A 26837-nucleotide genomic window follows, 5' to 3' on the forward strand; every position below is an offset into this window, starting at 1 on the left:
TATAGCTTTCCCTGGCTCTGCGGTATTTTTATTGTTGTGAAAGCTTTCCTCCTTTGCCGGGAAAAAATTATATGGCCGAATTGTGAATATCCGGGACAGCATTGCAGAAAATAATAGGCAAATACATCCGGGAGGTCTGCTGAAATGCGCCCTGAAAAAAGATTTGCCTTTATTGTCCTGCTTATGGCCGGACTTTTTTCCCAGCTTTTTTTTGAGAACAAGGCCTGTGCATATGAAAGCTTAAGCTATTTATACGGAGGAAATACCGCAACCTATATCAACAGTGTGGCTGCAACCGGTGCTAATCTTACAACCGTGTGCCCCGACTATTTTGAGATCAACAGCAGCGGTACCCTGCGGGTTACCTCAAAAGCAGATGCACTTTTTGTGAACAGCATGCACGCGAAGGGCATCAAGGTAATTCCATATTTGAGCAACAACTGGGACCGGACTCTTGGGCGGGCAGCAGTGACAAACAGGGCTGCCTTTGCAGTTGAATTAGCGGCAAAGGTGAAGGAGCTGGAATGCGACGGTGTGAATATTGATATCCAGAACCTTACGGAGGCTGACAGGAATAGCTTTACTGATTTTGTCCGTTTGCTGAGAGCGGCACTTCCAGGAAACAAAAGCCTTTGGGTATGTGTGGCTGCAAATCCCTGGGGCATCAATACCGGCTGGCAGGGCTCTTATGATTATAAGACGCTGGGTGAAAGCAGTGATTCCATATTTATCATGGCCTATGACGAGCATTACACAGGAGGCTCTCCCGGAGCCGTTGCAAGCCTGTCTTTTGTTGAGGAGTCCATAACCTATGCTCTTAAATACGTACCGCCCGCAAAAATAATAATAGGCATACCCTTTTACGGCAGGTACTGGAAACAGGGGGCGGCAACCGGAGGTTACGGTATTACCATAGCAGATGTGGAAAGGCTGGCAGCCTCCTTACAGTTTTCCGCCGGGTACGATAATACGGCCCAGTGCGCTCGCGGGACACTGGTGGTGAAAGACACCGACAATGCTTATATCTGGGGCAGCAGCCGGCTTTCTGCAGGAACTTATGACATCTGGTATGAAAATGAGGCATCCATAGAGAAAAAGCTCCTGCTGGTATCCAAATACAAGCTGGCCGGCGCGGGAAGCTGGGCACTTGGGCAGGAACCCCAGCGCTTTTGGAAGAATTACGGCTTATGGCTGTTTGGAAGACCCTTTTCAGATATTGAAAATAATTGGGCTCAGAGCTATATTCTCAAGCTTACGCAGGAAGGCATCATTTCAGGCTTTCCGGACAAGAGGTTTGCCCCGGAAGGAAAGCTGACCAGATCCCAGGCTGCGGCGATTTTTGTAAAAATCCTGGGACTGCAAAATGAAACCGGCTCCAAACCCTTTGCTGATACTGCGGGGCATTGGGCTCAAAAGCAGATAGCAATTGCAAGACAATATGGCATATTTGCCGGCTATGAAAATAATATGTTCCATCCTGATAAGAATATAACCAGGGAAGAATTTGCCGTAATCTGTGACAAGATTCTATTCAGCCCTGACACCGTTAATTTTGCACAGAAGGTCTACAGCGATGTAAGTCCTGAAACCAATTCCTGGTCCAATAAGTCAATCATAATGCTGTCCATGAACAATATTCTTTCCGGCTATCCCGATGGAACCTTCAGACCGCGGAATACAATATCCAGGGCTGAAGCGGTAAGGGTGACGGCCGCCCTGCTGGATTACCCGGGGGGATTTTCCATGTCGCCGGGCAAAATACAAAATCCAGCATCAATAGAACCCAGGTAGCGGCAATACACATAAAAAATTGTTCAGATGTCACAGGACCCGGCATATGAATTGACGGACCTTGGACACAAAGCATGCTTGTCAAGTGGACTGGGTGCAGGTATGCATTTCAAGCTGAAATGCAGGAAAATGACATGAAAAAAGAAAATACAAAATCTCTGAGATGTGGTAAAATATATTTTGAAAAGAAGGGGTGCGAAGACTGTAAGGGATGCTCTTTGTGGAAAACCTGCAAAAAACCTGAGAGGAGTTTTTTTGTTGATTACTGGTGATAGTGGCTTTTTGAAGGAAAAATTAAAGGAATGCGGCTATAAATTTACAGGTCAGAGGTCCGCTATTCTGGAAGCTTTGATTCAATGTACGGGCCAGCATGTGAGCACAGAAGAACTATTTAACATGGTAAAGGTAAAACATCCTGAAATAGGGCTGGCTACAGTTTATAGAACCATGATACTTCTGGATAAGCTGGGGCTGGTGCACAAATTGGATTTTGATGACGGTTTCAGCAGATATGAGCTGGTGAAGCCAAATGAGGACCACAGGCATCACCATTTGATCTGCAGCTCCTGCGGTTCGGTTTCGGAGGTGGAGGAGGACCTGCTGGATTCACTTGAAGAGCAGATTCTCAAGAAAAACGGTTTTCTGGTAAAGGATCATAGAGTACAGTTCTATGGCCTGTGCAGAAATTGCAGGGGTTAAGCATTTAAAACAGGATACAGGGGTGGTTTGACCAAGGGTTGAACCACCCTTTAATATTGTGGCGGTGAGATATAAATAGCCTTTATCAGGAATAACGTCACATTTTATTGGGGAAACTCCCACATAGCAGCTATGTGCGCGGAGGACCATATGTACCTGATAAAAAGGATTTTCAACCCTGAGATATTTCAGGGCAAATACAGGCATAACAATTATTTTGAGGGCTGGTATTATAAAATAATTGACAAGGCCTCGGAGAATATTATTGCCGTTATACCCGGAGTAGCCGTTTCAAAAAACAGGGGGCACTCATTCATCCAGTTTATTGATGCAAAGACAGGCTTCACAGAATATTTCAATTTTCCCAGGAAAGAGTTTTCATACTCTGAAAGGGAACTTGAAATAAGCATTATGGACAATTATTTCAGCAGAGCGGGAATGAGGCTGGAGTTAAATTCACAGAATACGTCCATTTATGGTGAAATAGATTTTACAGATATAGTGCCGTTTCCCAAGAGCCTGTTGAATCCCGGCATAATGGGCCCCTATTCCTTTGTACCCTTTATGGAATGCCACCATGGGATTATCAATATCCACAGCCGTCTTAAGGGCTTTATAAATTATAACGGGAAGCATATTGCTTTTAACGAGGGCAGCGGCTATGTTGAAAAGGATTGGGGCAAGTCCTTTCCACATTCCTGGATATGGCTGCAGTGCAACAGCTTTAAGACCAGGGATACATCCCTTATGTTTTCAATTGCGTCCATTCCATGGCTGGGCCGGGAATTTGACGGTCTCATAGCCTTCCTGAAGGTTGGAGGCAGTTTTTTCAGATTTGCAACATACACCGGAGCCAGGTTAAAATGTTTAAAAATTCATGAGAAGATTCTGAATATTGAAGTAGAGGACCGGAAGAGTGTTCTCTGTCTTAAGGTGGCAGTGGGCGGCGGCGGAATGCTGAAAGCTCCTAAAAAGGGACTTATGGAGGTGGAAATAACCGAATCCATTACATCAACCGTGGAGGTCTTGCTTGTTGAAAAGCCCGGAAAAATCATATTCCACGACACCGGAGAGAATACCGGCCTTGAGTTGGCCGGGAACTTCAAGAAATTTGCCATTTGACAATTTTAACAGCGTCTGAAATAGGGTATACTATTATGGTAAATCTACTAGTGGTCTGTAACATCTGAAACGGATATTGCCGGCGAGGAAAATTTCTGCAGAATAAGGCGGAGGCCGAAGGCAATACTGTATGTATTGTATGTATTGGCAAGAACGACAACGAAATTCTGCGGGAATTTAACCGTCGGCAATATGTGACTTTTAGGTGTTACAGACCACTAAAAAATTTGGGGGTAGCTATGGCTAAATTGTATTTCAGATATGGTGCCATGAACAGTTCAAAAACTGCCAATGCACTTATGGTCAAGTATAACTATGAGGAGAGGGGTCAGAAGGTCCTGCTGCTAAAGCCCTCCATTGATAACCGGGAAAGCGGCTGCATTATCAAATCCAGGGCCGGTCTGACAGAGGAATGCCTGCTTGTACATAGCGACAGCAATATTTATGAACTGGTGCAGGATTATATAAATAAACCTTCGGAGATAAGCTGCGTAATCATAGATGAAGCTCAATTTCTCACAAAGCAGCAGGTGTATCACCTGACCAGGCTTGTGGACCGGGACGGGATACCTGTTATATGCTACGGGCTGAGAGCGGATTTCAGGGGTGAGCTGTTTGAGGGGAGCCAGTATCTGCTTGCCTGGGCCGACACCATTGAAGAGGTTAAGACCATTTGCTGGTGCGGCAGGAAAGCCATAATGAATGCCAGATACCAGGGCGATAAAATAGTAAAAGAGGGCGAACAGGTGGAGGTTGGCGGAAATGACAGGTATATCAGCCTTTGCAGGGCGCACTGGCATGATGGAGTGCTTTCGGGCAGGTAGCGGCTAAAAATTTTCGTTTCCCTGTAACACTTTCATAAGGGTTAACATAAATTATTATTAAGTAGTAGTAGTACAATAAAGAAAGGAGCTTAATAATATGGGAGACGGTAACTTTGGTTGTAACGATAATTTTTGCCACCTGCTGTCAAAATATATAGGTGAAACTGTAACTATTTTCACAAAGAGTGGAGGACAGTCCGGCTGTGGATTTACCGGGGTAATATTAGGGGTTAACGAGTGCTTTGTCAGACTGATTACCAGAATTGGTCCTGCACCGGGATGTTCATTGGGAAATTCCTGCGGGAACGGTGACATGGGTGATAATATGAACAGCCATGGATACGGCGGATGCAACAGCGGATACGGCTGCAACTTCAACCAGAATTATGGCGGAGGCTATGGCGGCGGAGGCGGAACCCCTGTATATAATGTTGGATCAGTAACGGATATACCCTTAAGCAGTATAGCTTCATTTGTTCATAATGCAGTGTAATCAAGTGATAAATGAAAAATGATAGGCTCGTTCCTATCATTTTTTTTGTGCGTGATATATAATAATAGCTGCTGTCAATTCCCAGGCTTGGGCAAATTCCTTTACATATAATCAGGAATATGTTAAAATTCAATAAACAGTTGCGGGGGGACCTTTGGAATATACCATAGGTTGAGAAGGTAGAACCTGACCCTTAGAACCTGTCGGTTAACACCGTCGAAGGGAAGCACGGATCAAGAAGCGGTTTGATTTTTGATTACAGCGTTTACCACTGCGGTAGGCGTTTTTTTATTGCAGGGAAGAGACACAGTGCGGCGGTTGCTGGTCACACTGCACAAACAACTTAATATTTTTGTGGGGGGACCATATTAGTTTATCAATTCAATATGGTTGAGAAGGTAGAACCTGACCCTTGGAACCTGTCGGTTAACACCGTTGTAGGGAAGCAAAGTGATGTATATGATTATTTATTATGCTTGCCTGTGACGGGGAAGCATTTTTTATTGTCCGGGGGAGCCTGGACGGAAGCTGTTTTGAAGGGAGGACTTATAATGAAAAAGGTATTGACCATTGCCGGCTCCGATTGCAGCGGCGGTGCAGGCATTCAGGCGGACCTGAAAACCTTTTCGGCTCACGGGGTTTACGGAATGAGTGTGGTGGTTTCCGTTGTCGCTGAAAATACCTGCCGGGTAATAGATATTCAGGACATACGGCCTGATATTATTGAGAAGCAGATGGAGGCGGTATTTGAAGATATTGAGGTAGATGCGGTTAAAATCGGGATGCTGTCGGGAAAAGAATGCATGAGGGCTGTGAGCGGAAGGCTCAGGGCATATATGCCGGAAAACGTGGTAATAGACCCTGTGATGCTTGCAAAGGGAGGACACGCGCTGATGAAGGAAAATGCCCTTGAGTTCTTTATTAAGGAGCTCATTCCTCTTGCGTATATTCTTACTCCCAACATACCGGAGGCGGAAGCCCTGGCCGGAATGAAAATTTCGTCAGAGGAGGACTTGAAGAAAGCCGCAGAAATCATACATAAAATGGGGGCGCAGAAAGTATTGATAAAGGGAGGCCACAGAGAGGGTGCTGCCGAAGATGTACTTTTCGACGGAAATGCTTATCACAGCTTCACCACCAGAAGAATACCTACCCGGAACACACACGGTACAGGCTGTACCCTGTCTTCAGCTATTGCTTCAAACCTGGCTCTGGGAATGGATTGCCGTCTTGCGGTTGAAAAGGCCAAGGAGTACGTAACCATGGCAATAGAGCACTCCCTTGAGATAGGAAAGGGGCACGGACCCACAAACCACTTTTACAAGCTGTATAAGGAAGGCCTGGTTCCATATGTTTAAAGGCCGGGTCAATTGCTGAACATAAAATTACCAATATTGTGACTGCAGTTGGGAAGCCGGACTGACCGGCTCATTCCAGCCTGCTGGAGAGGAGAGCGACATGTCATATAAAACCCAGATGGAAGCTGCAAGAAAAGGAATCATCACCAAGGAAATGACTGTAGTGGCTGAAAAGGAGTTTATGGAGGAAGAAAAGCTAAGAGCGCTGGTAGCCTGCGGAAGGGTTGCCATTCCAGCCAACATTCACCACAAGGCCTTGAGCCCTGAGGGCATCGGAGAAGGGCTCAGAACCAAGATCAATGTCAATCTGGGTATTTCCGGAGACTGTGCCGACTACACAAAAGAGATGGACAAGGTTGATATGTCCATAAAATTCGGTGTAGAGGCCATAATGGATTTAAGCAATTACGGAAAGACAAATACCTTCAGGAAGCAACTGGTGGAGCGTTCACCTGCAATGATAGGAACAGTGCCTATGTATGACGCCATAGGTTATCTGGAGAAGGATTTGATGGAAATAAAGGCCAGGGATTTCTTGAGGGTTGTGGAAGCTCATGCGAAAGAAGGAGTGGATTTCATGACCATACATGCCGGTATTAACAAGAGGGCGGTTGAGTGCTTCAAACGCTCTAAAAGGCTCACCAACATTGTGTCCCGCGGAGGTTCCCTGCTGTTTGCCTGGATGGAGATGACAGGAAATGAGAACCCCTTTTACGAGTTCTATGATGAATTTCTGGAAATCCTGCGGGAATATGATGTAACAATCAGCCTTGGGGATGCCTTGAGGCCCGGAAGTATACATGACAGCTCGGATGCGGGACAGCTCGGTGAACTGATAGAACTTGGAAACCTTACAAAGCGTGCCTGGGAAAAGGACGTGCAGGTAATGGTGGAAGGCCCCGGCCACATGGCAATGAATGAGATTGCCGCAAATATGGCCATACAGAAGAGGCTGTGCCACGGAGCACCTTTCTATGTGCTGGGGCCTCTGGTAACAGATATCGCGCCTGGCTATGACCACATAACTTCTGCAATCGGCGGCGCAATAGCGGCTGCAAACGGGGCGGATTTCCTGTGCTATGTAACTCCGGCCGAACATTTGCGCCTGCCCGACCTGCAGGATGTAAAGGAGGGCATTGTGGCTTCGAAAATAGCCGCCCATGCCGCCGATATTGCAAAGGGTATTCCCCACGCACGGGAGATTGACAACAAAATGAGTGATGCCAGGCGCAGAATAGACTGGGAGGAAATGTTCTCCTATGCCATCGATGGAGAAAAAGCCAGGGCATATTTTGAAAGTGCTCCTCCCGCCGATAAGAATTCCTGTTCCATGTGCGGAAAAATGTGCGCCATGAGGACCACCAACAAAATACTTGCGGGAGAAGCAGTGGAGTTCTGTTCGGAAAAACAGGCCGGAACAGCCGTATGAAGAATACTCTGAAGAGAAAGCTTGAAAAGAAAGCTTGAAAAGAATACTTAAATAGGAAGGGAAAAAATATGAGAGACATAATAAAAACAGCGGCTGAACTGCTGACAGTCCTTCGAAATAAAAAACCTCTTGTACATAACATAACGAATTATGTTACGGTCAATGACTGTGCAAATATAATCCTGGCTGTAGGTGCTTCTCCCATAATGGCGGACGACCTGGGTGAAGCTGCCGACATTACTGCAATATCCTCGGCACTGGTGCTGAACATAGGCACCTTGAACAGGAGAACCCTTGAGTCAATGCTGGCGTCAGGTAAAAAAGCCAACCTGCTGGGCATACCTGTAATATTCGATCCTGTGGGGGCCGGTGCTTCGGCTCTCAGAAATGAGGCCACAAAGACAATCCTTACTGAAATAAAGGTGGGCGTGCTCAGAGGAAACATGTCTGAAATATCCCACATAGCAGGGCTGGGCTCAAATACAAAAGGAGTGGACGCCTCGGAGGAGGATATTGCAGCAGGAGATGCCTTGGCCATAGCGGTTTCCGTGTCAAAAAAACTGCGCTGCGTTACGGCAATTACAGGTGCAACCGATATTATAACCGACGGAAACAGGATTGCCGCTGTGAGCAACGGTCATAAAATGCTGTCGGGGGTAACGGGAACAGGCTGTATGACAACAGCCCTCATAGGCGCTTACTGCGGTGCAGGTGAAGATGCCTATACGGCGGCGGTTGCAGGTATAGCCTCAATGGGCCTGGCTGGAGAGCTTGCATATGAAGCGGCAGGCGGCAAGGGCACAGGCAGCTTTCATGTGGCCATCATAGATGCCATAAGCCGGCTGGATGAAAAAATATTATTGGAGAGGGCCAGGATACATGAAAAATAAAATTGACATTGACTATACCTTATATCTGGTTACCGACCGGGAGCTGATGAGCACCGGAACACTGGAAGAGGCTGTTGAAAATGCCATTAAAGGCGGATGCACCCTTGTCCAGCTCAGGGAAAAGACTGCGTCTTCACTGGAGTTTTATGAAAATGCCCTTAAGGTTAAAGCGGTGACTGACAAATATAATATTCCTCTTGTTATAAATGACAGGGTTGATATAGCCGTAGCCATTGATGCCGCCGGGGTACATGTGGGACAGGACGACTTGCCTGCACGGGCGGTGAGAAAAATTATAGGAGAGGGAAAAATATTAGGAGTTTCTGCAAACTCCGTGGAAAGTGCTTTACAGGCTCAGAGCGACGGGGCTGACTACATAGGTGTGGGGGCGGTGTATTCCACGAATACAAAAACCGATGCCGGCGTAATTACAAGGGAGCGGCTGCTGGCTGTGCGGCAGGCTGTAACGGTGCCAATCGTGGCAATTGGCGGTATAAATCTCAGCAATGCAGCCCAATTGAAGGATACGGGCATAAATGGAATAGCCGTTGTCTCTGCAATTATTTCACAAAAAGATATAGAAGCTGCTGCAAAAGAACTGAAGTCGGTGTTTGTTTGAATTTTGTAAAATTCAGGTTAATCAATAAAGATTTAACAAAAATCAAATATGTTTTTAAAACTATTTAATTATTATGACACTGTACCAAAAAAATTTGGAGGTGTTTTAATGAAAAAAAGATTAATCGCTGCACTGTCATTACTGATGTTGTTTGCATTTATTTCTGCCGCATTATTGGGAGGCCCGGTTTCCGCATCCCCTTCACCGTACTCTACAAACAATACTTATTCGGGAACCGCGCCAAAATATGTTTTCCTGTTTATCGGCGACGGAATGAGTACTCCTCAAATCAATGCGGCCCAGATGTACCTGGGAAACAGGGAAAGTACCGGTACTCCTGCAATAAAGACTCTTGATTTCACAAAATTTCCGGGAGTAGGCAGCGCAGATACCTATGATGCGGAATCCTTCATACCTGATTCGGCTTCCACAGGAACTGCAATGGCGTCGGGGTACAAGACCTATGGCGGAATTATCAATATGGACCCGGCGAAAAAGACAAGCTATGAACCAATATCCAAAAAGCTCAAGAAGGCAGGCTATAAGGTGGGAATCGTAACAACTGTTACCTTGGACCACGCTACTCCTGCCGTTTTTTATGCAAATGAGGCCTCCAGAGGAAATTACTACAATATAGCTGCCCAATTGGTAAAGAGCAACTTTGACTATTTCGGAGGCGGCTATTTTCTTGATCCCGACGGAAAAAAGGCCAATGTGGCAAATGCCGTAAATATTCTTGAACAAGCCAGGAAAAGCGGTTACAAGGTTGCAACCACCAAAAATGATATTCTCGGACTTAATAACGGTTCAGGAAAGGTGCTTGCACTTGACCCCACAGCCATAACTGCCGCAAACGACAGCTATTCCATGCCGTATGAGCTTGACCGCAAAACCGGGCAGTTGAGCCTTGCCGATTTTGTAAGAAAAGGCATTGAAGTATTGGATAACCCAAAGGGCTATTTTATGATGGTTGAAGGCGGCAAAATAGACTGGGCCTGCCATGCCAACGATGCAGCGGCAGCTATCCATGATACCATTGCTTTGAATGACGCCGTAAAGGAGGCATTGAAGGTATATTACCAGCATCCCTCCGAAACCTTGATAATAGTCACCGGCGACCACGAGACAGGAGGAATGAGCATTGGTTTCGCAGGAACGGAATACTCCACCTTCTTTGAAAAGCTGGAGAAACAAAGCAGGTCCTATGTGGAATTTGACAAGCTTGTAGCGGAATACAAGGAAAAAACCAAGCCGGCTTCTGCAAAGCTTGAGGATTTGCTTCCTCACATAAAGAGCAGCTACGGTTTGATTTCCGCAACCGATGCTGATGCCGGGAAGAATCCTGAACTGGTGCTTACGGATTATGAAATGGTCAGGCTCAGGGATGCCTTGAGAAAATCAATGAGTGCTTCCAAGGTGACAAGTACAGAAACAGACTATTTACTTTATGGAACCTATGAGCCCTTGACCGTAACCTGCAATCATATACTGGATAACAAGGCGGGAATAAACTTCTCTACATATTCACATTCAGGTCTGGCAGTGCCTGTATATGCAATCGGCGCAGGCTACCAGCTATTCTACGGAGCATATGACGATACGGATATAAACAAAAAGCTTTCAGCAATCACAAAGGTAAGATAATAATTATTACAGCTTAAAAATGGAAGAGACCTTTGAAGGGCAAACCGCTGTGTCAGGTATTTCCGTCTGACACAGCGGTTAGAGCCATATCCGGGTATTGCGGGAAATACTTAACCTTGTGCTGCCGGATAATTAAACCGTATGTCAATAAATTATGGGAAGGAACATTTAAGGATGCTGAAAAAATTTTTTAAGCCGGACAGAATAGCCGCCATAGCCGTAGTATTGCTGATAATAGTACTTTGCAGCTTACCCACCGGCTTCCAACAGGCCGCATATAATAACAGTGTCAGGGCAGTTGTAAGGATAATGGATACAAACAACTCAAACCTTTATGATACAGGAATTATCAAGCAGGGTGAACAGAAATGCCGCGTAAAGATACTGGATGGACGTTTTAAGGGCTTGGAGTCGGAAGGGACGAACAATCTGATCGGCAAGCTGGAAATGGACAAGATATTTGTATCCGGCGATAAGGCGCTGGCAGTCATAGATTATGAAGGGAACTCCGTTAAATATATTACACTGATTGACCATTACAGAATTAATCTTGAGCTTATTCTCTTTGCCGGCTTTGTGTTGTTGATGCTGGTATTTGCAGGCTGGACAGGCGCCAAGGCCATACTGTCCTTCATCCTGTCGGTGATAGTTATCTGGAAGGTGCTGGTGCCCGCTCTCCTTAAGGGCTGGAATCCCATATTGATTTCAATGTTCATTGTGGCCTTCCTTACGGTTTTTATAATATTATTGGTGGGAGGCTGCAACAGAAAATCCCTGGCGGCCATAGCCGGCTCATTGTCGGGCACTGTTCTGAGCTGTGTACTGGCGGTATTGTTCGGACAGCTTTTTAAAATTCACGGGGCCATAATGCCTTTTTCTGAAAGCCTGCTTTATTCAGGCTATGGACATTTGAATCTCACCAGCATTTTTATTTCGGCAACTTTTATTGCTTCTGCCGGAGCCCTTATGGATGTTGCGGTGGATATTGCCGCCGCTGTCCATGAGCTTGTGGAAAAGAATCCTCGTATGTCTGCCGGAGAGGCAATCAAATCGGGCTTTAACATAGGAAAGGTTGTAATGGGTACAATGTCCACCACATTGCTGCTGGCGTACTCAGGCGGTTTTATAGGCCTTCTGATGGTGTTTATGGCCCAGGGTACGCCCATAGTAAACATACTCAACCTGAAGTACGTTTCCGCTGAAATATTTCACACGCTGGTGGGAAATTTCGGCTTGGTAGCTGTGGCACCACTGACTGCAATATTTTCCGGCATAATGTTCACCGAGGGCCGGGAAGCAGGAAGTGAAACCGGCCAGCTTAATGCGGAACATTTGTAATACCTGCTATCACAATAATTTGATAAATTGAATACTTTATTGTAGATTTTAATTTTTACATGGAGGTATTCATGGGATATTTTGTTAATGTGGAGAAAAATGTAAAGGTGTATGTGGAAGATCTTAATCCGTCCGGGAATAAGACCATTCTGTTTTTACACGGCTGGCCGGGAAGTACGAAATTGTTCGAATACCAGTTTGACCAGCTTCCTAAAATGGGATACAGGTGTGTTGGAATAGATACCAGAGGTTTTGGATATTCCGACAAACCTTGGGAGGGCTATGATTATAACAGGCTGGCTGACGATGTGCGGGATGTGGTTGAGGCAATCAAGCTGAACAATTTTACACTTGGAGGACATTCAACGGGCGGAGCCATTGCAATAAGGTATATGGCCAGGCACAACGGCTTCGGGGCATCAAAGCTGGCACTGTTCGATGCTGCCGCTCCAAGTCTTATCAAACGGCCTAATTTTCCATATGGAATAGACAAGGAAGCAGTGCTGCAAATAATTCGAGGAACCTATAATGACCGTCCAAAAATGCTTCGGGATTTTGCAGATATATTTTTCTTCCAATATATTACGCCTGAGCTGTCAAACTGGTTTTTTCAGCTTGGACTGCAGGCTGCCGGCTGGTCAACGGCTGCCATTGCAAATACCTGGTTGAATGAGGTGCTGTTCAGCGACCTGTCTAAAATCCAGGTTCCTACTTTGATAATTCACGGTATACATGACAAGGTTGTGCCCTTTACGCTTGGCGAGATACAAAAGCAGGGTATCAAAAATGCAAAACTGGTACCTTTCAAATACAGCGGTCACGCTACCTTTTATGATGAGAAGGACCGGTTCAACGAGGAGCTGATGAGTTTTGCGGAGAAGTAAGCGTCAATAGCCGCTGTCCTTCAAATTTCCTTGACTTAAATTCATACCAATTTATACTTATAGTTAGTTGTGTTGCTATGAGTTAAGTTCAGCCTGCATGCCGGAAGGGGAGAACCTGTTTTCCGGTGGAAAGGGGCTGCTGGTGCAGGCGGTTTGGGAGGAAAAGAATTTTTTATGGAAATCGTAAAATCTTTGTTTTACTTTATATTGGCCGGTATTTTTGAAATAGGCGGCGGGTATCTGGTCTGGCTGTGGTTAAGGGAGGGGAAAGGCATCCTGTATGGGATTGCCGGCGCGGTTATTCTTATCTTGTACGGAGTTGTGCCTGCTTTGCAGCCCGGCAGCGCCTCTTTTGGACGGGTATATGCAACCTATGGAGGAATATTTATTGTGCTTTCAATACTGTGGGGCTGGCAGGTAGACAAGGTCCTTCCGGATAAGATTGATCTGATCGGCGGTGCAATCGCTCTGGTAGGTGTGGGAATAATCATGTATTATCCAAGGGCTTAGAAAATCCGATATATAAATATGTTAAAAATTCCGCGGAGGTGCATTATGAAAATATCCTTGCAGGCTTATATTAAAGGCAGTGAGGAAGCGGTACCGTTTTATCAGAGTGCTTTTGGAACCGAACTGGGATATAATGTGAGGAATTCCGACGGAACCTTCATGCATGTGGAACTTTACCTGGACGGAGAGCTGCTGATGGCGGTCAGCGAAGCAGGCAGCCAGGTGGGAAGCGAGCTTATGAAAGGGCATTCTTCTGCCGATTACCCTACAATGAATTTTGGTGTCAGCCTTGGAAATGAGGAGGCGGTCAAAAGGGCATACAATATATTGGCCGAGGGCGGAAATGTATTGCTGCCACTGGGGCCGCTACCGTGGAACACCTGCTGTGCAAATGTAATTGACAAATTCGGAGTATTCTGGTATTTGTGCGTATGATGCTTCCGGCACTGGAAACCCTCAGCAGAAAAAAGGGTATTCATGATGCGTAAAAGTCAATGATACGGGACAGACCGAGGGTTACCGGGTAACATTGTTCAACCATTTGCGGCCTTTGTACCGTGCAAGGGTAATGGGTATTTTGATCAGCTCGTCGCTCATCAGTATGATATACACTACCGGAACGCTCCATTTAAAAATGAAGGCTGCCAAAGCTCCAATAAGAATTGACCCGCCCCACATTGTCGCAACATCAAGAAAAAGGCCGAAGCGGGTATCTCCGCCTGCCCTGAAAACTCCAACCACAAGAGTGGTATTGAGGGCCTGGGCCACAACGAAATAGGACATGACAAGCATCATGACCGACAGGTATTCCCGGGTAACCGGTTTCAGATTCAATACCGACATTGCTACAGGCCTGGCAGCAAGAATAACGGCAGCTCCGGCCATTCCCGCCAGTATGCTGAGCTTTATAAAACGGAGGGAGTAATCCTTTGCAGTTTCCAGCTTATTCTCTCCTATAGCCTTCCCCACGGTGATGGCTGTTGCATTGGCAAGGCCGAAGGCTATGACTGTTGCAAGCTGTCTGGAAATCTGAGCTACAGAATTTGCGGAGACCACAGCCTTGCCCAGATGGCCGATAACAACAGCGTTCATTGAGACCCCGGCTCCCCACATGAGTTCATTCAGGGTAACTGGAATGGAGTACCTGAGAAAATCCTTGAATAGCAGCCTGTCCCTTATAAAAAGGCTGGAAAGCCTGAAATGCAGTACATCGTTATACCTGCGGGCATATACAATAACAGTTGCCAATTCAAAGCCTCTTGACGCCAGTGTCGCAATGGCGGCACCCTGTATGCCCATCTTGGGAAGGCCGAACAGGCCGAATATAAGAACAGCAGCAATTGCCACATTGGAAATAAGCGAGATAAGGTATACAACGGTTGAAACCAAAACCCTCTCTACACTTCTCATTACATTCAGATAAATCATGGTTACGGCCATAAAAATATAGGACAGGGATATAATTCTTAAATACTTTACCCCTTCTGCAATAACATCGCTCTCATCAGTAAAAATGCTCATGATCTGAAACGGAAAAATCAGTACTGCCGAGGTAAATACAAAAGATATTACCAGGGAGAATCTCATACATATGCCCATTATTTTTATAATACTTTCCTTATCGCCTTTGCCCCAATACTGCGCAGTTAAAACAGCCGCTCCGGAGGTCAGCCCGAAAAAAATCAGCACCATTATGAATTGAACCTGTCCGGCCAGTGAGGCGGCAGACAAAACGGTTTCACTGACTTTGCCCAGCAACAGGACGTCAATTGAAGATATTCCTACATTTATCAGGTTCTGAAGTGCCATTGGAACAACGAGAGAGAAGGCCATTTTGTAAAAGGCCCTGGATGCATCATTAGTTTTCATTTTCATCACCAGTTTCAAGAATATTATTTATTGGCCGGCAACATCCAAATCCGGAAATTTCCTACGGCTGATATAAGTTTTAGATGCTGCCGGCCAATAGTATACCATAATGCCATATATAAATAAAACCTATTTTTCAGCAGGGACGCCGGTTGAAAAAGCTTTTTGGCAAGGGTCTTTATATGGTCCTGAGGGGTTTGAGCTGAATATTGTGAAAAAGTGGTATAGCAGAAGTTGGAATACCATATCATGATATGGTAGTATAAAATAAGAGGTGTATCAAATTATTACCAAAAGGAGATGAAGGTATGTCACTTATGAATAAAACCGGTCTTTATATTCATGTTCCTTTTTGCGGCTCAAAATGTAATTATTGCGATTTTAACTCCTACGTGGGGAAGCTTGGCCTGGCTGAAGAGTACTTCGCCTGCATGCAGAGAGAAATTGACCTGTACCGGAAGGAAATGGTATACAACAATATCGGCACCATTTTTATCGGCGGGGGAACTCCATCCTGTGTGGAGCACCGTTTTATCGGAGAAATTCTGGATGCGGTCAGGGAAAAGTACAATGTTTCAGAGCAGTGCGAAATCAGCATCGAAAGCAACCCGGGCACTATTACGGAAGAAAAGCTCAGGGCATACAGGCAATATGGAATAAATCGGTTAAGTATAGGTTTGCAGGCTTATCAGGAAAAGCTTTTGGGATTTCTGGGAAGGCAGCATTCCTCCGAAGATTTTATCTCCAGCATAAAAATGGCTAAAAACGCGGGCTTTGATAATATCAATGCAGATGTAATATTCGGAATACCCGGACAGACAATGGAAGATTGGAAGGAGACCTTGAACATATTGGCCGGCCTTGACGTAACACATATTTCAGCTTATGACCTGAAGATTGAAGAAGGTACAAAATTCGGTGATATGCAAGAAGCAGGCAAGCTTATTGAGATGGAGGATGAAGCTGACAGGGAAATGTACCATTATGCAATTGACTACCTGAGACAACAGGGCTTCAGGCATTATGAGCTTTCAAATTTTGCCAGGGAAGGCCGTGAGTGCCGGCATAACCTCATTTACTGGAACTGTCTGGAGTATCTGGGCTTGGGTGCCGGGGCACATTCCTTCCTTCAGGACATCAGGTTTGAAAACCAGGCTTCCATCGAAGGCTATACAGATTATCTGATGAGAGGTGAAAAGCCTGTTGAGGAACGGTTTGTAAGGGATTTCTGTGAGAAGATGTCCGAATACATGTTTCTTGGATTAAGGCTGATTGACGGAGTTAACAGGGATATTTTTGAAGACAGGTTCAATCAGGATATGTTTAAAACCTATGCTTCCAAGGTTGAAAAACTCAAAAACCAGCAGCTTATTGAGACAGACAGCCATGGAATCAGGCTTACAAGCCTGGGATTGGACCTGGCTAACAGGGTTTTTGTGGAATTTGTCTAGCAGGCAGCCAAAGCAGCCCAAAATTTACATACAATACAAAAAAACTCAGGTGCTTTTACCTGAGTTTTTGCTTTTATGAAAAAATTATTTTGCCGCGTTAATAGCCTTAGCTAACCTTGACTTTCTTCTCGCAGCGGTATTTTTGTGAAGCAGATTTTTAGCTGCAGCTTTATCCAGAGCCTTGGTTGTTGCTTTGTATGCTTCAGCAGCACCCTCACCATTGGCAATAGCTTCCTTACATTTCTTAACAGTAGTCTTAAGAGCAGATTTTCTGATAGTGTTCTTCAAAGTCTTGGTCTCAGTAACTTTCACTCTCTTTATTGCAGATTTGATATTTGGCAAATTATTCACCTCCTGCGAGCCTATATTCGCATAATACGTGAGCAAAAAAAACAAAAATATTTAATCGGTAAAATTACCGCTTCTTGCCCATAACAGATGATATTTTACCATGAACTTTTTGAAAATGCAAGCATTAACCCTTATTTTTCTATTTTGCCGAGCAAATGAGTATGCCCAATTCTTTCTGTATAATATGAATAAGTTCAGAGAGCCTAATGTTGCACTTGAAATTTCGAGACTAATGTATCATGTAGGGAGGATGTTTGAGAATAATGTGCCACCGACCGCCAAGACAGCAATTGGATTTAAGGTGGATAGCAAACTGACGCGAAAGAAGAGGGAGAAGAAGGTTGGGCAGGGGCAAAAATTGGGTAATTCAGAGCAAATAACCTATTAACAGAATTTTAAGAACAAAAGTTATATATATAATTTTAGGTCGGATGAGGTACATAGTAATCACTTTTTTAAATAAAAGTCAGACTTTGAATAGTGTGGAAAATAGAAAAATATACAGTTTTAAAAAATGTTTTTGAGTTTTAATTGTCAGGAGTGCTGAATTTGCTTATTGTTTACAGAATATTACATGTTATTCAAAAATCATATACTATACTGTAAAAGTCCCAAAAGCAACTAGACTAAAATCTAATTAATGACGGAGGTATATTATGTCACTAAAGAAGTTAAGTGTATGCTTATTTATCAGCTTGTCTTTGCTAGTACCTGTATCTGCATCACCGGCAGTTAATGCAAACAGCAGCTTGGAATACAGCTCAGAGGTATCTAAAACTGAGGCGGTGGCGGCAGCATTGTATCAGGTTAAGTTTGACCAAGCTCTAAATGAACAATCTTCTTGGAAGGGCAGGAATGTTACTGCACTACAGCCTATAGAGGTTTTTGATGCTTCAAATGAATTACATAGCTATATTGTTAATTTGAAGATTGGTGAGCAGCCAGCAGGCTATGTTGAAATAGCTAATAACAAGAATGATTTTCCGATATTAAGCTATTCTTACACTGTTAACAACACAGAATTTGACGAAGAAGCTATGGAGGATTTGAATATCGCAGATAGCAAAATTGGCATGGATTCAATTGCTTCAATAGATTCGTTGAATTCTTTCAAAAAAGTCAGGACAAAAAAAGTAGTTTGGCTTGCACCGGGAAAATTTGGAGCGAAGGTTGATTATACTGACGGTTCAGCGGATTTGATTTCTGAGAATAAGTTAGAGAGTATTCCAGCATCAGAGAATACACCAGTATTGGCACCTGAAAAGAGTGTAAACAGCGAAAGCCATCAGACTTGGGATGAAATTGAGGTATTGGCATCGAGTATTACACTTTATGACATAGGTACTGATACTGACGGGGTAACAGACAGTCTTTCGTTTGAGTTCAATAACCCTTATAGCAGTATTAATTCAAAATATTATAATGGTGTTACCAATCAAAAGCAGTATACTTCTTCTTTGTGGGATGGTCCTTCGGGATGTGCCCCTACTTCTGGATATAATATATTTCATTATTGGCATTATTCAAGAGGCAAAACAAATCTTTTAAAAAATAAATCGACAGGTGCTGTAGATACTGATAATACTATACTTTTATTACGTAATAACATGCAGACAATACTTGATGAATCCGGTCAAGGTAGCACAGATTTAAATAATATAGGATATGGACTTATAGCTGTTGCACGCTATAAAGGGTATAATGGGGCTGCATCAAATACAAATAGATATGCATCAGGGGATACTGTGAAATCTGACTTGAGCTATGGACCATCAATTATTTCTATGACTGGTCAAACATTTTTTAACAATCATTCGGTTACTGGAGTTGGTTATATAGAGTTTATACGTAATGGAAGCTCATCCGGACATCAGTATATAGATACATATGATAACTCCCAAATGACTTCAACAGGAGGGTCGGTTTATATAGCCTATGGCAGAGAATATTCTACCCTTTCTTCAATAAACTTTAGGATCGATTAGTATATTTATTAAATAGTATCAAAAAAGACAAAGCAGACTCTGTAGGCTTTGTCTTTTTTTGATATCTTATTATAAATTAGATGTTCATTTTTTTGAGGGGATTGAATTAAACCAATGTTCAATCGACGAAATTGATATTTCTTTGCTCACGTCATAAAATGCATCTATAGTTCTTTCTTTATTAAAAATATATACATAATCTCCGCCACCAACTATTCTGAAAAGCATTTTATCCTCAGAATAAAAATCGTAAGCATATAAATAACCAGTTCTATTTGTCTGCTTGAAATCTTTTCTATAGGTTCTATTATTCAATAAATTGACGAGCTCTTTAATTTTTTCTTTGTTAGTAGTCTCAATTCTATGACCGGTAAAACTATTTACCATTAATACCTTTGTTATATTTGACTCATTCGTTCCAAGAAGTTCACTAAAGGTCTTTTTTGGGTACTTAATCTGAATAAATAATAGCACAGAAATAGATACTATCAAGATTAAGGGAATGATAATCCATAATAATTTTTTTTTCATAAAATACACTCCAATATTTTTTTGACCTAATCGAATTAAACCATTTTTCAATCCAAGCAAGTGATATCTCTTTGCTCACGTCATAATATGCATCTATAGTTCTTTCTTGATTATAAATATGTACATTGTTTCCACAACCAACTATTGCTAGAAGCATTTTATCTCCGAAATAAAAATCGTAAGTATATAAATAACCAGTTCTAAGTGCTTTCCTGTAGGTTCTTTCATCCAACATATTAATGAACTCTTTGATTTTTTCTTTATTAGTAGCCTCAATTCTACGACCAGTACCACTATTTATCATAAAACCATTTGTTATATTTGCCACATCGGTACTTAGCAACTTTTTTTCATTCTAAAGTGTTACTTATGCAAAACAATACTATAAAATTCTAAATTTTTCAATATTAGTATTGTATCTTAGCATGAACGTGGATTTTACTATACAAAAGTTCATAAAATAAGCTTTAATTCTGATACTAAAATCAAAGCTTTTTTGAAATAATACCGGTATACCAATTTTTCTGTCAGCTATAGAAAGGAGCCGAGTTATGGTAAATTTGTCAAACAGGCGTACTGACCTTGTAATTGAGGCACATGAAATATTTATGAACAGCAGTCAGGCAAAAGAACAGGCTGAGGAGCATAAATCCCCTCCGGGAGTGGAGGTTGAAAATGCAGGTGATGAGGATGTCAAAATAACAAGAGTCAGAATTACCTCTCCAACCGGCGAACAGGCCATCGGAAAACCAATGGGAAACTATGTCACTCTTGAAATCCCTCAATTGAAGGACAATAACCCCGAAGTCAACCAGAAGACCATAGATGCCATGTCCAGAGAAATAAAGGCCATACTCAACCTGAAACCCGATGCAATGACCCTGGTTGTGGGGCTGGGCAACTGGAATGTCACACCCGATGCCCTGGGTCCGAAGGTCATATCAAACCTGATGGTGACCAGGCATCTTCTGGAATTTGTCCCTGAGCATGTGGATGAGGGTGTGAAACCGGTTTGTGCCATTTCCCCGGGTGTTATGGGAATTACGGGAATCGAGACCGGTGAGATAGTAAAGGGTGTGGTGGACAGGATAAAACCTGATGCGCTTATAGCCATAGATGCATTGGCAGCAAGGAATATGGAACGTGTCAGCACCACTATACAGATTGCCGACACCGGTATAGCTCCCGGAGGAGGGGTTGGCAACAAGAGGATGGAACTGAGCAAAGCCACTCTGGGTATGCCTGTGGTGGCCATCGGAGTTCCTACAGTGGTGGATGCCGCCACACTTACCAATGATGCCATGGACCTGATAATAGACAGTCTGATGCAGGAGTCTCCCTCTGATTCCAGCTTTTACAGTACTCTTAAGAACATAGACAGGGAGGAAAAATATGAATTGATAAAACAGGCCTTGAATCCGTTTGTAGGGCAGCTTATTGTTACCCCCAAGGAAATAGACGATATTATCAGCAGGGTTTCAAAGGTTGTGGCAAACGGGTTGAATATGGCTTTACATGAGGGAATAGGCATGCAGGAAATGGAAAAGTACCTCATGTAGTTAAAGCTCCGGCAGACGGAGTCCAGCTTGTAATTCTGCAGGTGTCCGGTTGTGCAGGTATTGGGACAGGCTGGGCTCGATGCCGGCACAACTGCGGTATAAGGGAAAGCCGCAGGAAATAAAAAATTGGAATAGAATAACTTTTCTTTTATTTGGTTGCAGGTTATAATTTTATTAGGAATCAACTGGTTGTGAGGGTGGTCTGCAACATCTGAATCCGTACATTGCCGGGCAATATAGGTTTTAGATGTTGCAGACCACTGGTTAATAAAGTGTTTGACAGATTAAGTTTGCAAGTCACGCAAGGACGGCTTTCGCCAAAAGTGCCATATACAAGCAGTTATTTGAAGCTCGTCCGGAAGTGGGCAGTACATAAAATCCTGAATGGAGAAATCAAATGAAGCAGCCCTGGAGAATTTTTATTATCTTTGTTGTTCTGATGGCCTTATGGAATACAATTTTCATAAAACCCATCAAATTGTTTACAGTTTTTCTTCATGAACTGGGACATGCATTTATGGCGGCAATAACCGGAAGCAAGGTTACCGGACTAAGTATATACTTCAATGAAAGCGGTCATGTTACTTCACTTCCCAAGGACTGGCTTTCGTCATTTCTCATTGCAAATGGAGGCTATCTGGGAAGTGTGCTCTTTGCCTGCTGCATATTGCTTTTGAAAAACACCAGGTTTAAGAAATACATAATAGGTGTCATTGCGATTATTTTTCTTGGGGTCACCTTCAGGTTTTCGGGTATATTATCCTTCACCATGCTTTACTCGGTCGTGTTTGCCATTGCAGCGCTGATTATATATATGATACAGAATGACAGGCTCCATGACTGGGTTATTGAGATTATAGGGATAGGAAGTGTTACCTACGCCATATATGATACCTTTGTGGATACCGTGCTTCTGCAGGTTAACCAGGCATTTGGATTTATAAGGCTGGACCGGATGCCGGTCACGGACGCAGTTCTTATTTCCAGACTGACTCATACGCCTGCGGTAGTATGGGGTGTGCTTTGGCTGGGGATCTCTCTTTTCGCAGTCTATGTCATCCTGCTCAGAGGCAGAAAAAATAAATCCGGAAGGTATTCAAAAAAGTACTGAGGCCATATTTAAAGCCCAGACACCCTGCCTCCCTGCAAATCTATTGGTAAAATTCATACAGGCATTAACTGTGAGATAACTACTCAATTATCATACATCTAAAGGAGATATTAAATGGATAGCAAGCTTCAGATAATGAAGGAGAAAATTGAAATATTAAACCAGGCTGCAAAGGCATATTACATGGAGGACCGTGAAATCATGCCCAACATCGAATATGACAGGCTGTATGACGAGCTTGTTGAGCTGGAAAAGGAAGCAGGAGTTGTCTTATCAAACAGTCCTACCATACATGTGGGCTATGAAGTGCTTTCAAACCTTCCGAAGGAGAGGCATGAAACAACTATGCTTTCCCTTGACAAAACCAAAGAGGTGCCCGCTCTGAAAGAATGGCTTGGGAATCGGAAGGGTGTCTTGTCCTGGAAGCTGGATGGTTTGACCATAGTTCTGACCTATGAGGGAGGAAACCTTGTGAAGGCTGTAACCAGGGGCAGCGGCGAAATTGGCGAGGTTATCACAAATAATGCCAGGGTTTTCAAAAATCTGCCGGTAAATATTGCCTACAAGGACACCCTGGTATTGCGTGGCGAAGCAATAATACGCTATTCGGATTTTATGAAGATAAACAGTGAAATTGATGATGTGGATGCCAGGTATAAGAATCCCAGAAATCTGTGCAGCGGTTCTGTGCGCCAGTTAAACAACAGGATCACCGCAGAGCGGAATGTACATTTTTTTGCGTTTTCTCTGGTAAGGGCGGATTATGCGGAATATAACAATTCCAGGATTGCACAGCTTGAATGGATACAGCAGCAGGGTTTTGAAATAGTGGAGTACAAAGAGGTGGATTCAGAAAACATAGAGGCGTCGGTGCAGTGGTTTTATGACCGGGTAGAGGGAAATGACTTTCCATCCGACGGTTTGGTTCTGACTTTTGACAACATAGCATATGGAGAATCTCTGGGCTCTACCTCCAAATTTCCCCGTGACTCAATAGCCTTCAAATGGCGTGATGAAATCAAGGAAACAAAACTTCTTGATATAGAATGGAGTGCATCCAGGACAGGCCTTATTAACCCTATTGCAATATTTGACCCTGTGGAGCTGGAGGGTACAACCGTCAGCAGGGCCAGCATACACAATATCAGCATCATGGAAGGCCTGGAACTTGGCATAGGAGATACCATAGGTGTCTATAAGGCAAATATGATAATACCTCAGATTTCTGAAAATTTCACCAGAAGCGGGGCGGCAGGTATTCCAAAGCACTGTCCTGTCTGTGAAGCTCAAACGGAATTACGGCAGGAAAACGGAGTCAAGTTTTTATATTGCCTGAATGATGAATGTCTGGCCAAGCAAATAAAGTCCTTCACTCATTTTGTAAGCAGGGATGCCATGAATATTGAGGGGCTGTCTGAGGCTACCATAGAAAAGTTGATTTCAAAGGGACTTATAAAAGAACTGGCCGATATATTCCATATTGACAGGTTCAAGCAGGAAATTGTTGAAATGGAGGGCTTTGGCGAAAAATCCTTCAACAAGCTGACAGCATCCGTTAATAAAGCCAGAAAATCAACTGTGATAAGGCTTCTCTACAGTCTTGGAATACCAAATGTAGGCTTGTCAAATGCAAAGCTGATTTGCAGATACTTTAAATATGACTGGGAGGCCGTTCAAAATGCGGTATTTGATGAGCTTGTGGAAATCGGCGGAATCGGGGAGGTCATGGCAGAGGCATATGTCAAGTTCTTTGCAGACCCTAAAAAGAAGCTGATTGTTGAAGACCTGCTCAAGGAACTGGAATTTGAAAAAATAGAGGTCTCTGAAACGGGGAGCAGCTTTGAAAATATGGCATTTGTAATTACAGGTTCAGTGGAGCAGTTTAAAAACCGTGATGAGCTGAAGGAGGTTATTGAAGCAAATGGGGGAAAGGTAACCGGCTCTGTGACTAACAAAACCAATTATCTCATAAATAACGACAACCTGTCGGGCTCTTCCAAAAACAAAAAAGCCAAGGAACTGGGCATCAGCATCATTACCGAAAGCCAGTTTGTGGAATGGCTCAACGGTGGCGAAAGGCCTCAATAGCACAATAAGACAATAGCAAACAGCTCCCCTATATTTTTTGCTCCATAAATAACGGGATGATTTTTATGAGAGGAACTATAATTGTAGTGAAAGGAGAAGCCGAATGGAATGGATTGAAAGGCTTAATTCAGTTATCGCATATATCGAAGAGCATCTGGAGGATGAAATAGTCAATGATGAGATAGGCAGAATCGTGCTGTGTCCCGTAGGAGCATTTCTGAGAACCTTCTCCTTGCTGACGGGAATTACTCTTTCGGAATATATCCGCAGAAGAAAGCTTACAATGGCTGCCTTTGAGCTCCAGTCCACCGACTGCAAGGTGATTGATCTTGCTGTCAAATATGGATATGAGTCTTCTGATGCCTTCTGTGTAGCCTTCAAAAAAATGCATGGAATTCCGCCTGCAAATGCACGGCAGCAGAATATCAAGCTCAAATCCTTTCCGCGCTTGTCCTTTACATTAAAAATCAGGGGAGATGCAGAGATGAATTATCGTGTTGTAGAAAGAGAAAGCTTTAAGGTTGCCGGAAAAATAGTATCCTCATCACTGGAGGACAATGTAATACCGGAGTTCTGGAATACCTGCAAAAAAGACGGTACAATTGAAAGACTTGCGGAAGTGGGAGTGGACGGCAATACATACGGCATGTGTTTCGGGTTTAACGACCAGGGGTTCAATGACTATATGGTGGGTATTGAGACTGCTTACGAAAATGTAAGTGATTTGAAGACAGTTACAGTTCCGAAATCCACGTGGCTGGTATTTGAATCCATCGGACCTGTCAATCCGACGCTGGGCAACACCTGGGCACGGATTTACGGGGAATTCCTGCCTCAAAGCATCTATAAGCAGTCTGCTTTGCCAACCATAGAAAAATACTTCTCAAATGATGTTGATTCTGAGGAGTATCTGGTTGAAATATGGATTCCTGTGGTTACGGAACAATAAGGATTTTTTGGCGGTACTCAACCGGAGTACCGATATATGATTACCGATGAAAAGCAATCCTGCGGCTTGCCTTTCATCGGTAATCGCTATTTAGCGGGCTTATTCTTCCAGGTTTATTACGCTTACAGGACAGCCGTCCCTGGCGTCCTCGGCATCTTGTTCCGTTTCTTCCGGGATATCGTCCTCAATGGCCTCAGCTTTGTTATCATCATTCATGCTGAATACCGACGGGCAAATTGATACGCACAATTCACAACTGATGCAGCCGTCCTGATCTACAGATGCTTTCATTTTATTACCTCCTGATTAATTTGTTTCAAAATTATTATTACAATAATTTCTGATAATATGCCTTGACGGCGGATCAAAAAAATGTGTATACAATGTACTTATAAATATTGATTTTCAATTTAAGTTGAGTTATATTAAAATTAAATTATAGAAAATTGCAAGCGGTTTATATACGGCTTCGAGGTTAAAATGGTTAATGATATAGAGGTAATAGACAGTCATGTTCACACTTTTGCCAGTGATGACATTGCAGAAAGAATTATAGCTTCCTTTAACAAAATCTATGATATAGAGTTTGCCAATCCGGGTAATGGAACCATAAGCAATGTTTTAAATAACATGAAGGAAGGCGGCATTGACAGGACTGTGATGGTTAATTTCGCTCCGCCCAAAATAGTCCATCAAAACAATCTGTGGACTCTGAAGGCAGGTGGGGATTCCGGAGGCAAGCTGATTCCTCTGGTAAGCTTTCATCCGGAAATGGAAGGAGTATTGACTGAGCATCTAGAAAACTACATAAATGCAGGAGCCCGGGGCATTAAGCTCCATCCCATGGCACAGGGCTTTGATGTCAGAGACCGGCGGCTGGATGAACTCTTCAGGACATGCAGCCAAAGGAGCTTTCCAGTGCTGATACACTGCGGACGTGTTTCAAATGCCAGATTGAATGAATATTCTGATTTTGAATGTATAGTACCCGTTATTGAAAAGTACCCTGAACTGCCTGTAATACTTGCCCACATGGCAGATGGCCAGATTGACCGGTGCCTGGAAGTATCAAAAAAATATTCCAATGTATTTTTGGACACTTCAATTGTAATTACCGGCTATCCCGATATAATGAATGTAAATGAACCAAGCTGGCTTGATGACGGCCAGGTGGTTTCAATAATTAACGAAGTAGGCGCGGACAGGATTATATTCGGTTCGGATTTCCCATGGGGAAGCCCTATACATGATTTGAACAGGATAATGAATTTTAAACTGGACCATCATCAGAAGGAACTTATTTTCAGCGGCAATGCAAAAAGACTTTTTAAATTGTAATGCA

The 26837-nt window shown here is 43.5% G+C and carries 27 protein-coding genes and 1 riboswitch; of the genes, 22 read left to right on the plus strand and 5 right to left on the minus strand.

Features of this window, described 5'->3' with window-relative positions:
- The first annotated feature begins 144 nt into the window (after positions 1-144).
- From CLHUN_RS09630 to CLHUN_RS09700, 15 genes are all read left to right on the plus strand, one after another.
- On the plus strand, positions 145-1791 hold the full coding sequence (locus tag CLHUN_RS09630; RefSeq protein WP_080064375.1) for an S-layer homology domain-containing protein: 1647 nt from the start codon (positions 145-147) through the stop codon (positions 1789-1791).
- Positions 1792-1925: 134 nt separating this feature from the next.
- Positions 1926-2063 (plus strand): hypothetical protein, encoded by a 138-nt coding sequence (locus tag CLHUN_RS09635; RefSeq protein ID WP_242656486.1) that lies wholly within the window; start codon positions 1926-1928, stop codon positions 2061-2063.
- Complete coding sequence (locus tag CLHUN_RS09640; RefSeq protein ID WP_080064377.1) at positions 2050-2490, plus strand: Fur family transcriptional regulator; 441 nt, start codon at positions 2050-2052, stop codon at positions 2488-2490. The genes CLHUN_RS09635 and CLHUN_RS09640 overlap by 14 nt, the downstream gene beginning before the upstream one ends.
- A gap of 150 nt (positions 2491-2640) precedes the next feature.
- Positions 2641-3612 (plus strand): tocopherol cyclase family protein, encoded by a 972-nt coding sequence (locus CLHUN_RS09645; RefSeq protein WP_080064378.1) that lies wholly within the window; start codon positions 2641-2643, stop codon positions 3610-3612.
- Positions 3613-3851: 239 nt separating this feature from the next.
- The gene (locus CLHUN_RS09650; protein ID WP_080064379.1) at positions 3852-4436 is read left to right on the plus strand and encodes a thymidine kinase; all 585 of its coding nucleotides are present in this window, start codon (positions 3852-3854) and stop codon (positions 4434-4436) included.
- Between the two features lie 97 nt (positions 4437-4533).
- On the plus strand, positions 4534-4929 hold the full coding sequence (locus CLHUN_RS09655) for a hypothetical protein (protein WP_080064380.1): 396 nt from the start codon (positions 4534-4536) through the stop codon (positions 4927-4929).
- A 346-nt stretch (positions 4930-5275) separates the two neighbouring features.
- Positions 5276-5391, plus strand: a riboswitch (TPP riboswitch).
- Positions 5392-5480: 89 nt separating this feature from the next.
- Complete coding sequence (gene thiD, locus CLHUN_RS09660) at positions 5481-6287, plus strand: bifunctional hydroxymethylpyrimidine kinase/phosphomethylpyrimidine kinase (protein ID WP_080064445.1); 807 nt, start codon at positions 5481-5483, stop codon at positions 6285-6287.
- Positions 6288-6387: 100 nt separating this feature from the next.
- The gene (gene thiC / locus CLHUN_RS09665) at positions 6388-7716 is read left to right on the plus strand and encodes a phosphomethylpyrimidine synthase ThiC (RefSeq protein ID WP_080064381.1); all 1329 of its coding nucleotides are present in this window, start codon (positions 6388-6390) and stop codon (positions 7714-7716) included.
- A 68-nt stretch (positions 7717-7784) separates the two neighbouring features.
- The gene (gene thiM, locus CLHUN_RS09670; protein ID WP_080064382.1) at positions 7785-8606 is read left to right on the plus strand and encodes a hydroxyethylthiazole kinase; all 822 of its coding nucleotides are present in this window, start codon (positions 7785-7787) and stop codon (positions 8604-8606) included.
- Positions 8596-9225 carry a thiamine phosphate synthase gene (gene thiE / locus CLHUN_RS09675; protein ID WP_207559153.1) on the plus strand — a complete coding sequence of 210 codons (630 nt, stop codon included), beginning with the start codon at positions 8596-8598 and terminating at the stop codon, positions 9223-9225. The genes thiM and thiE overlap by 11 nt, the downstream gene beginning before the upstream one ends.
- Positions 9226-9333: 108 nt before the next feature.
- Positions 9334-10869: an alkaline phosphatase gene (locus tag CLHUN_RS09680; protein ID WP_080064383.1), complete on the plus strand. Its 1536-nt coding sequence runs from the start codon at positions 9334-9336 to the stop codon at positions 10867-10869.
- Positions 10870-11043: 174 nt separating this feature from the next.
- Entirely contained in the window at positions 11044-12207 is a 1164-nt protein-coding gene (locus CLHUN_RS09685; protein ID WP_080064384.1) for a YibE/F family protein, read from the plus strand.
- Between the two features lie 71 nt (positions 12208-12278).
- The gene (locus tag CLHUN_RS09690; protein WP_080064385.1) at positions 12279-13091 is read left to right on the plus strand and encodes an alpha/beta fold hydrolase; all 813 of its coding nucleotides are present in this window, start codon (positions 12279-12281) and stop codon (positions 13089-13091) included.
- A 174-nt stretch (positions 13092-13265) separates the two neighbouring features.
- Entirely contained in the window at positions 13266-13601 is a 336-nt protein-coding gene (locus tag CLHUN_RS09695) for a YnfA family protein (RefSeq protein ID WP_080064386.1), read from the plus strand.
- A gap of 45 nt (positions 13602-13646) precedes the next feature.
- Entirely contained in the window at positions 13647-14036 is a 390-nt protein-coding gene (locus CLHUN_RS09700) for a VOC family protein (protein WP_080064387.1), read from the plus strand.
- A gap of 81 nt (positions 14037-14117) precedes the next feature.
- On the opposite strand, the gene CLHUN_RS09705 is transcribed toward CLHUN_RS09700, so the two are convergent.
- Positions 14118-15470 (minus strand): MATE family efflux transporter, encoded by a 1353-nt coding sequence (locus CLHUN_RS09705; RefSeq protein WP_080064388.1) that lies wholly within the window; start codon positions 15468-15470, stop codon positions 14118-14120.
- Positions 15471-15778: 308 nt separating this feature from the next.
- Between CLHUN_RS09705 and hemW the strand changes: the two genes are divergently transcribed.
- Entirely contained in the window at positions 15779-16921 is a 1143-nt protein-coding gene (gene hemW, locus CLHUN_RS09710) for a radical SAM family heme chaperone HemW (RefSeq protein WP_080064389.1), read from the plus strand.
- 84 nt (positions 16922-17005) lie between these two features.
- On the opposite strand, the gene rpsT is transcribed toward hemW, so the two are convergent.
- Positions 17006-17263 carry a 30S ribosomal protein S20 gene (rpsT, locus tag CLHUN_RS09715; protein ID WP_080064390.1) on the minus strand — a complete coding sequence of 86 codons (258 nt, stop codon included), beginning with the start codon at positions 17261-17263 and terminating at the stop codon, positions 17006-17008.
- 665 nt (positions 17264-17928) lie between these two features.
- Between rpsT and CLHUN_RS09725 the strand changes: the two genes are divergently transcribed.
- Complete coding sequence (locus tag CLHUN_RS09725) at positions 17929-19257, plus strand: hypothetical protein (RefSeq protein ID WP_080064392.1); 1329 nt, start codon at positions 17929-17931, stop codon at positions 19255-19257.
- Between the two features lie 84 nt (positions 19258-19341).
- Here the strand turns inward: CLHUN_RS09725 and CLHUN_RS09730 are convergent, their stop codons facing one another.
- Both CLHUN_RS09730 and CLHUN_RS22125 read right to left on the minus strand, forming a co-directional pair.
- Entirely contained in the window at positions 19342-19788 is a 447-nt protein-coding gene (locus tag CLHUN_RS09730) for a hypothetical protein (protein ID WP_080064393.1), read from the minus strand.
- Positions 19709-20131 carry a hypothetical protein gene (locus tag CLHUN_RS22125; RefSeq protein WP_165755717.1) on the minus strand — a complete coding sequence of 141 codons (423 nt, stop codon included), beginning with the start codon at positions 20129-20131 and terminating at the stop codon, positions 19709-19711. The genes CLHUN_RS09730 and CLHUN_RS22125 overlap by 80 nt, the downstream gene beginning before the upstream one ends.
- Before the next feature lie 208 nt (positions 20132-20339).
- Here CLHUN_RS22125 and gpr point away from each other — a divergent pair, with 208 nt between their 5' ends.
- The 4 genes from gpr (at position 20340) to CLHUN_RS09750 (ending at position 25495) form a co-directional block, all read left to right on the plus strand.
- Positions 20340-21347: a GPR endopeptidase gene (gene gpr, locus CLHUN_RS09735; protein WP_080064394.1), complete on the plus strand. Its 1008-nt coding sequence runs from the start codon at positions 20340-20342 to the stop codon at positions 21345-21347.
- A gap of 397 nt (positions 21348-21744) precedes the next feature.
- Complete coding sequence (locus CLHUN_RS09740; RefSeq protein WP_080064395.1) at positions 21745-22458, plus strand: M50 family metallopeptidase; 714 nt, start codon at positions 21745-21747, stop codon at positions 22456-22458.
- Between the two features lie 114 nt (positions 22459-22572).
- On the plus strand, positions 22573-24546 hold the full coding sequence (gene ligA, locus CLHUN_RS09745) for an NAD-dependent DNA ligase LigA (RefSeq protein WP_080064396.1): 1974 nt from the start codon (positions 22573-22575) through the stop codon (positions 24544-24546).
- Positions 24547-24649: 103 nt separating this feature from the next.
- Positions 24650-25495 carry an AraC family transcriptional regulator gene (locus CLHUN_RS09750; RefSeq protein WP_080064397.1) on the plus strand — a complete coding sequence of 282 codons (846 nt, stop codon included), beginning with the start codon at positions 24650-24652 and terminating at the stop codon, positions 25493-25495.
- 99 nt (positions 25496-25594) lie between these two features.
- On the opposite strand, the gene CLHUN_RS09755 is transcribed toward CLHUN_RS09750, so the two are convergent.
- Entirely contained in the window at positions 25595-25786 is a 192-nt protein-coding gene (locus CLHUN_RS09755; RefSeq protein WP_080064398.1) for a ferredoxin, read from the minus strand.
- A gap of 189 nt (positions 25787-25975) precedes the next feature.
- On the opposite strand from CLHUN_RS09755, the gene CLHUN_RS09760 reads away from it, so the two are divergent.
- Positions 25976-26833: an amidohydrolase family protein gene (locus CLHUN_RS09760; protein ID WP_080064399.1), complete on the plus strand. Its 858-nt coding sequence runs from the start codon at positions 25976-25978 to the stop codon at positions 26831-26833.
- Positions 26834-26837: the final 4 nt, after the last annotated feature.

Source organism: Ruminiclostridium hungatei, from assembly GCF_002051585.1.
Classification (GTDB): Bacteria; Bacillota; Clostridia; order Acetivibrionales; family DSM-1351; genus Ruminiclostridium; species Ruminiclostridium hungatei.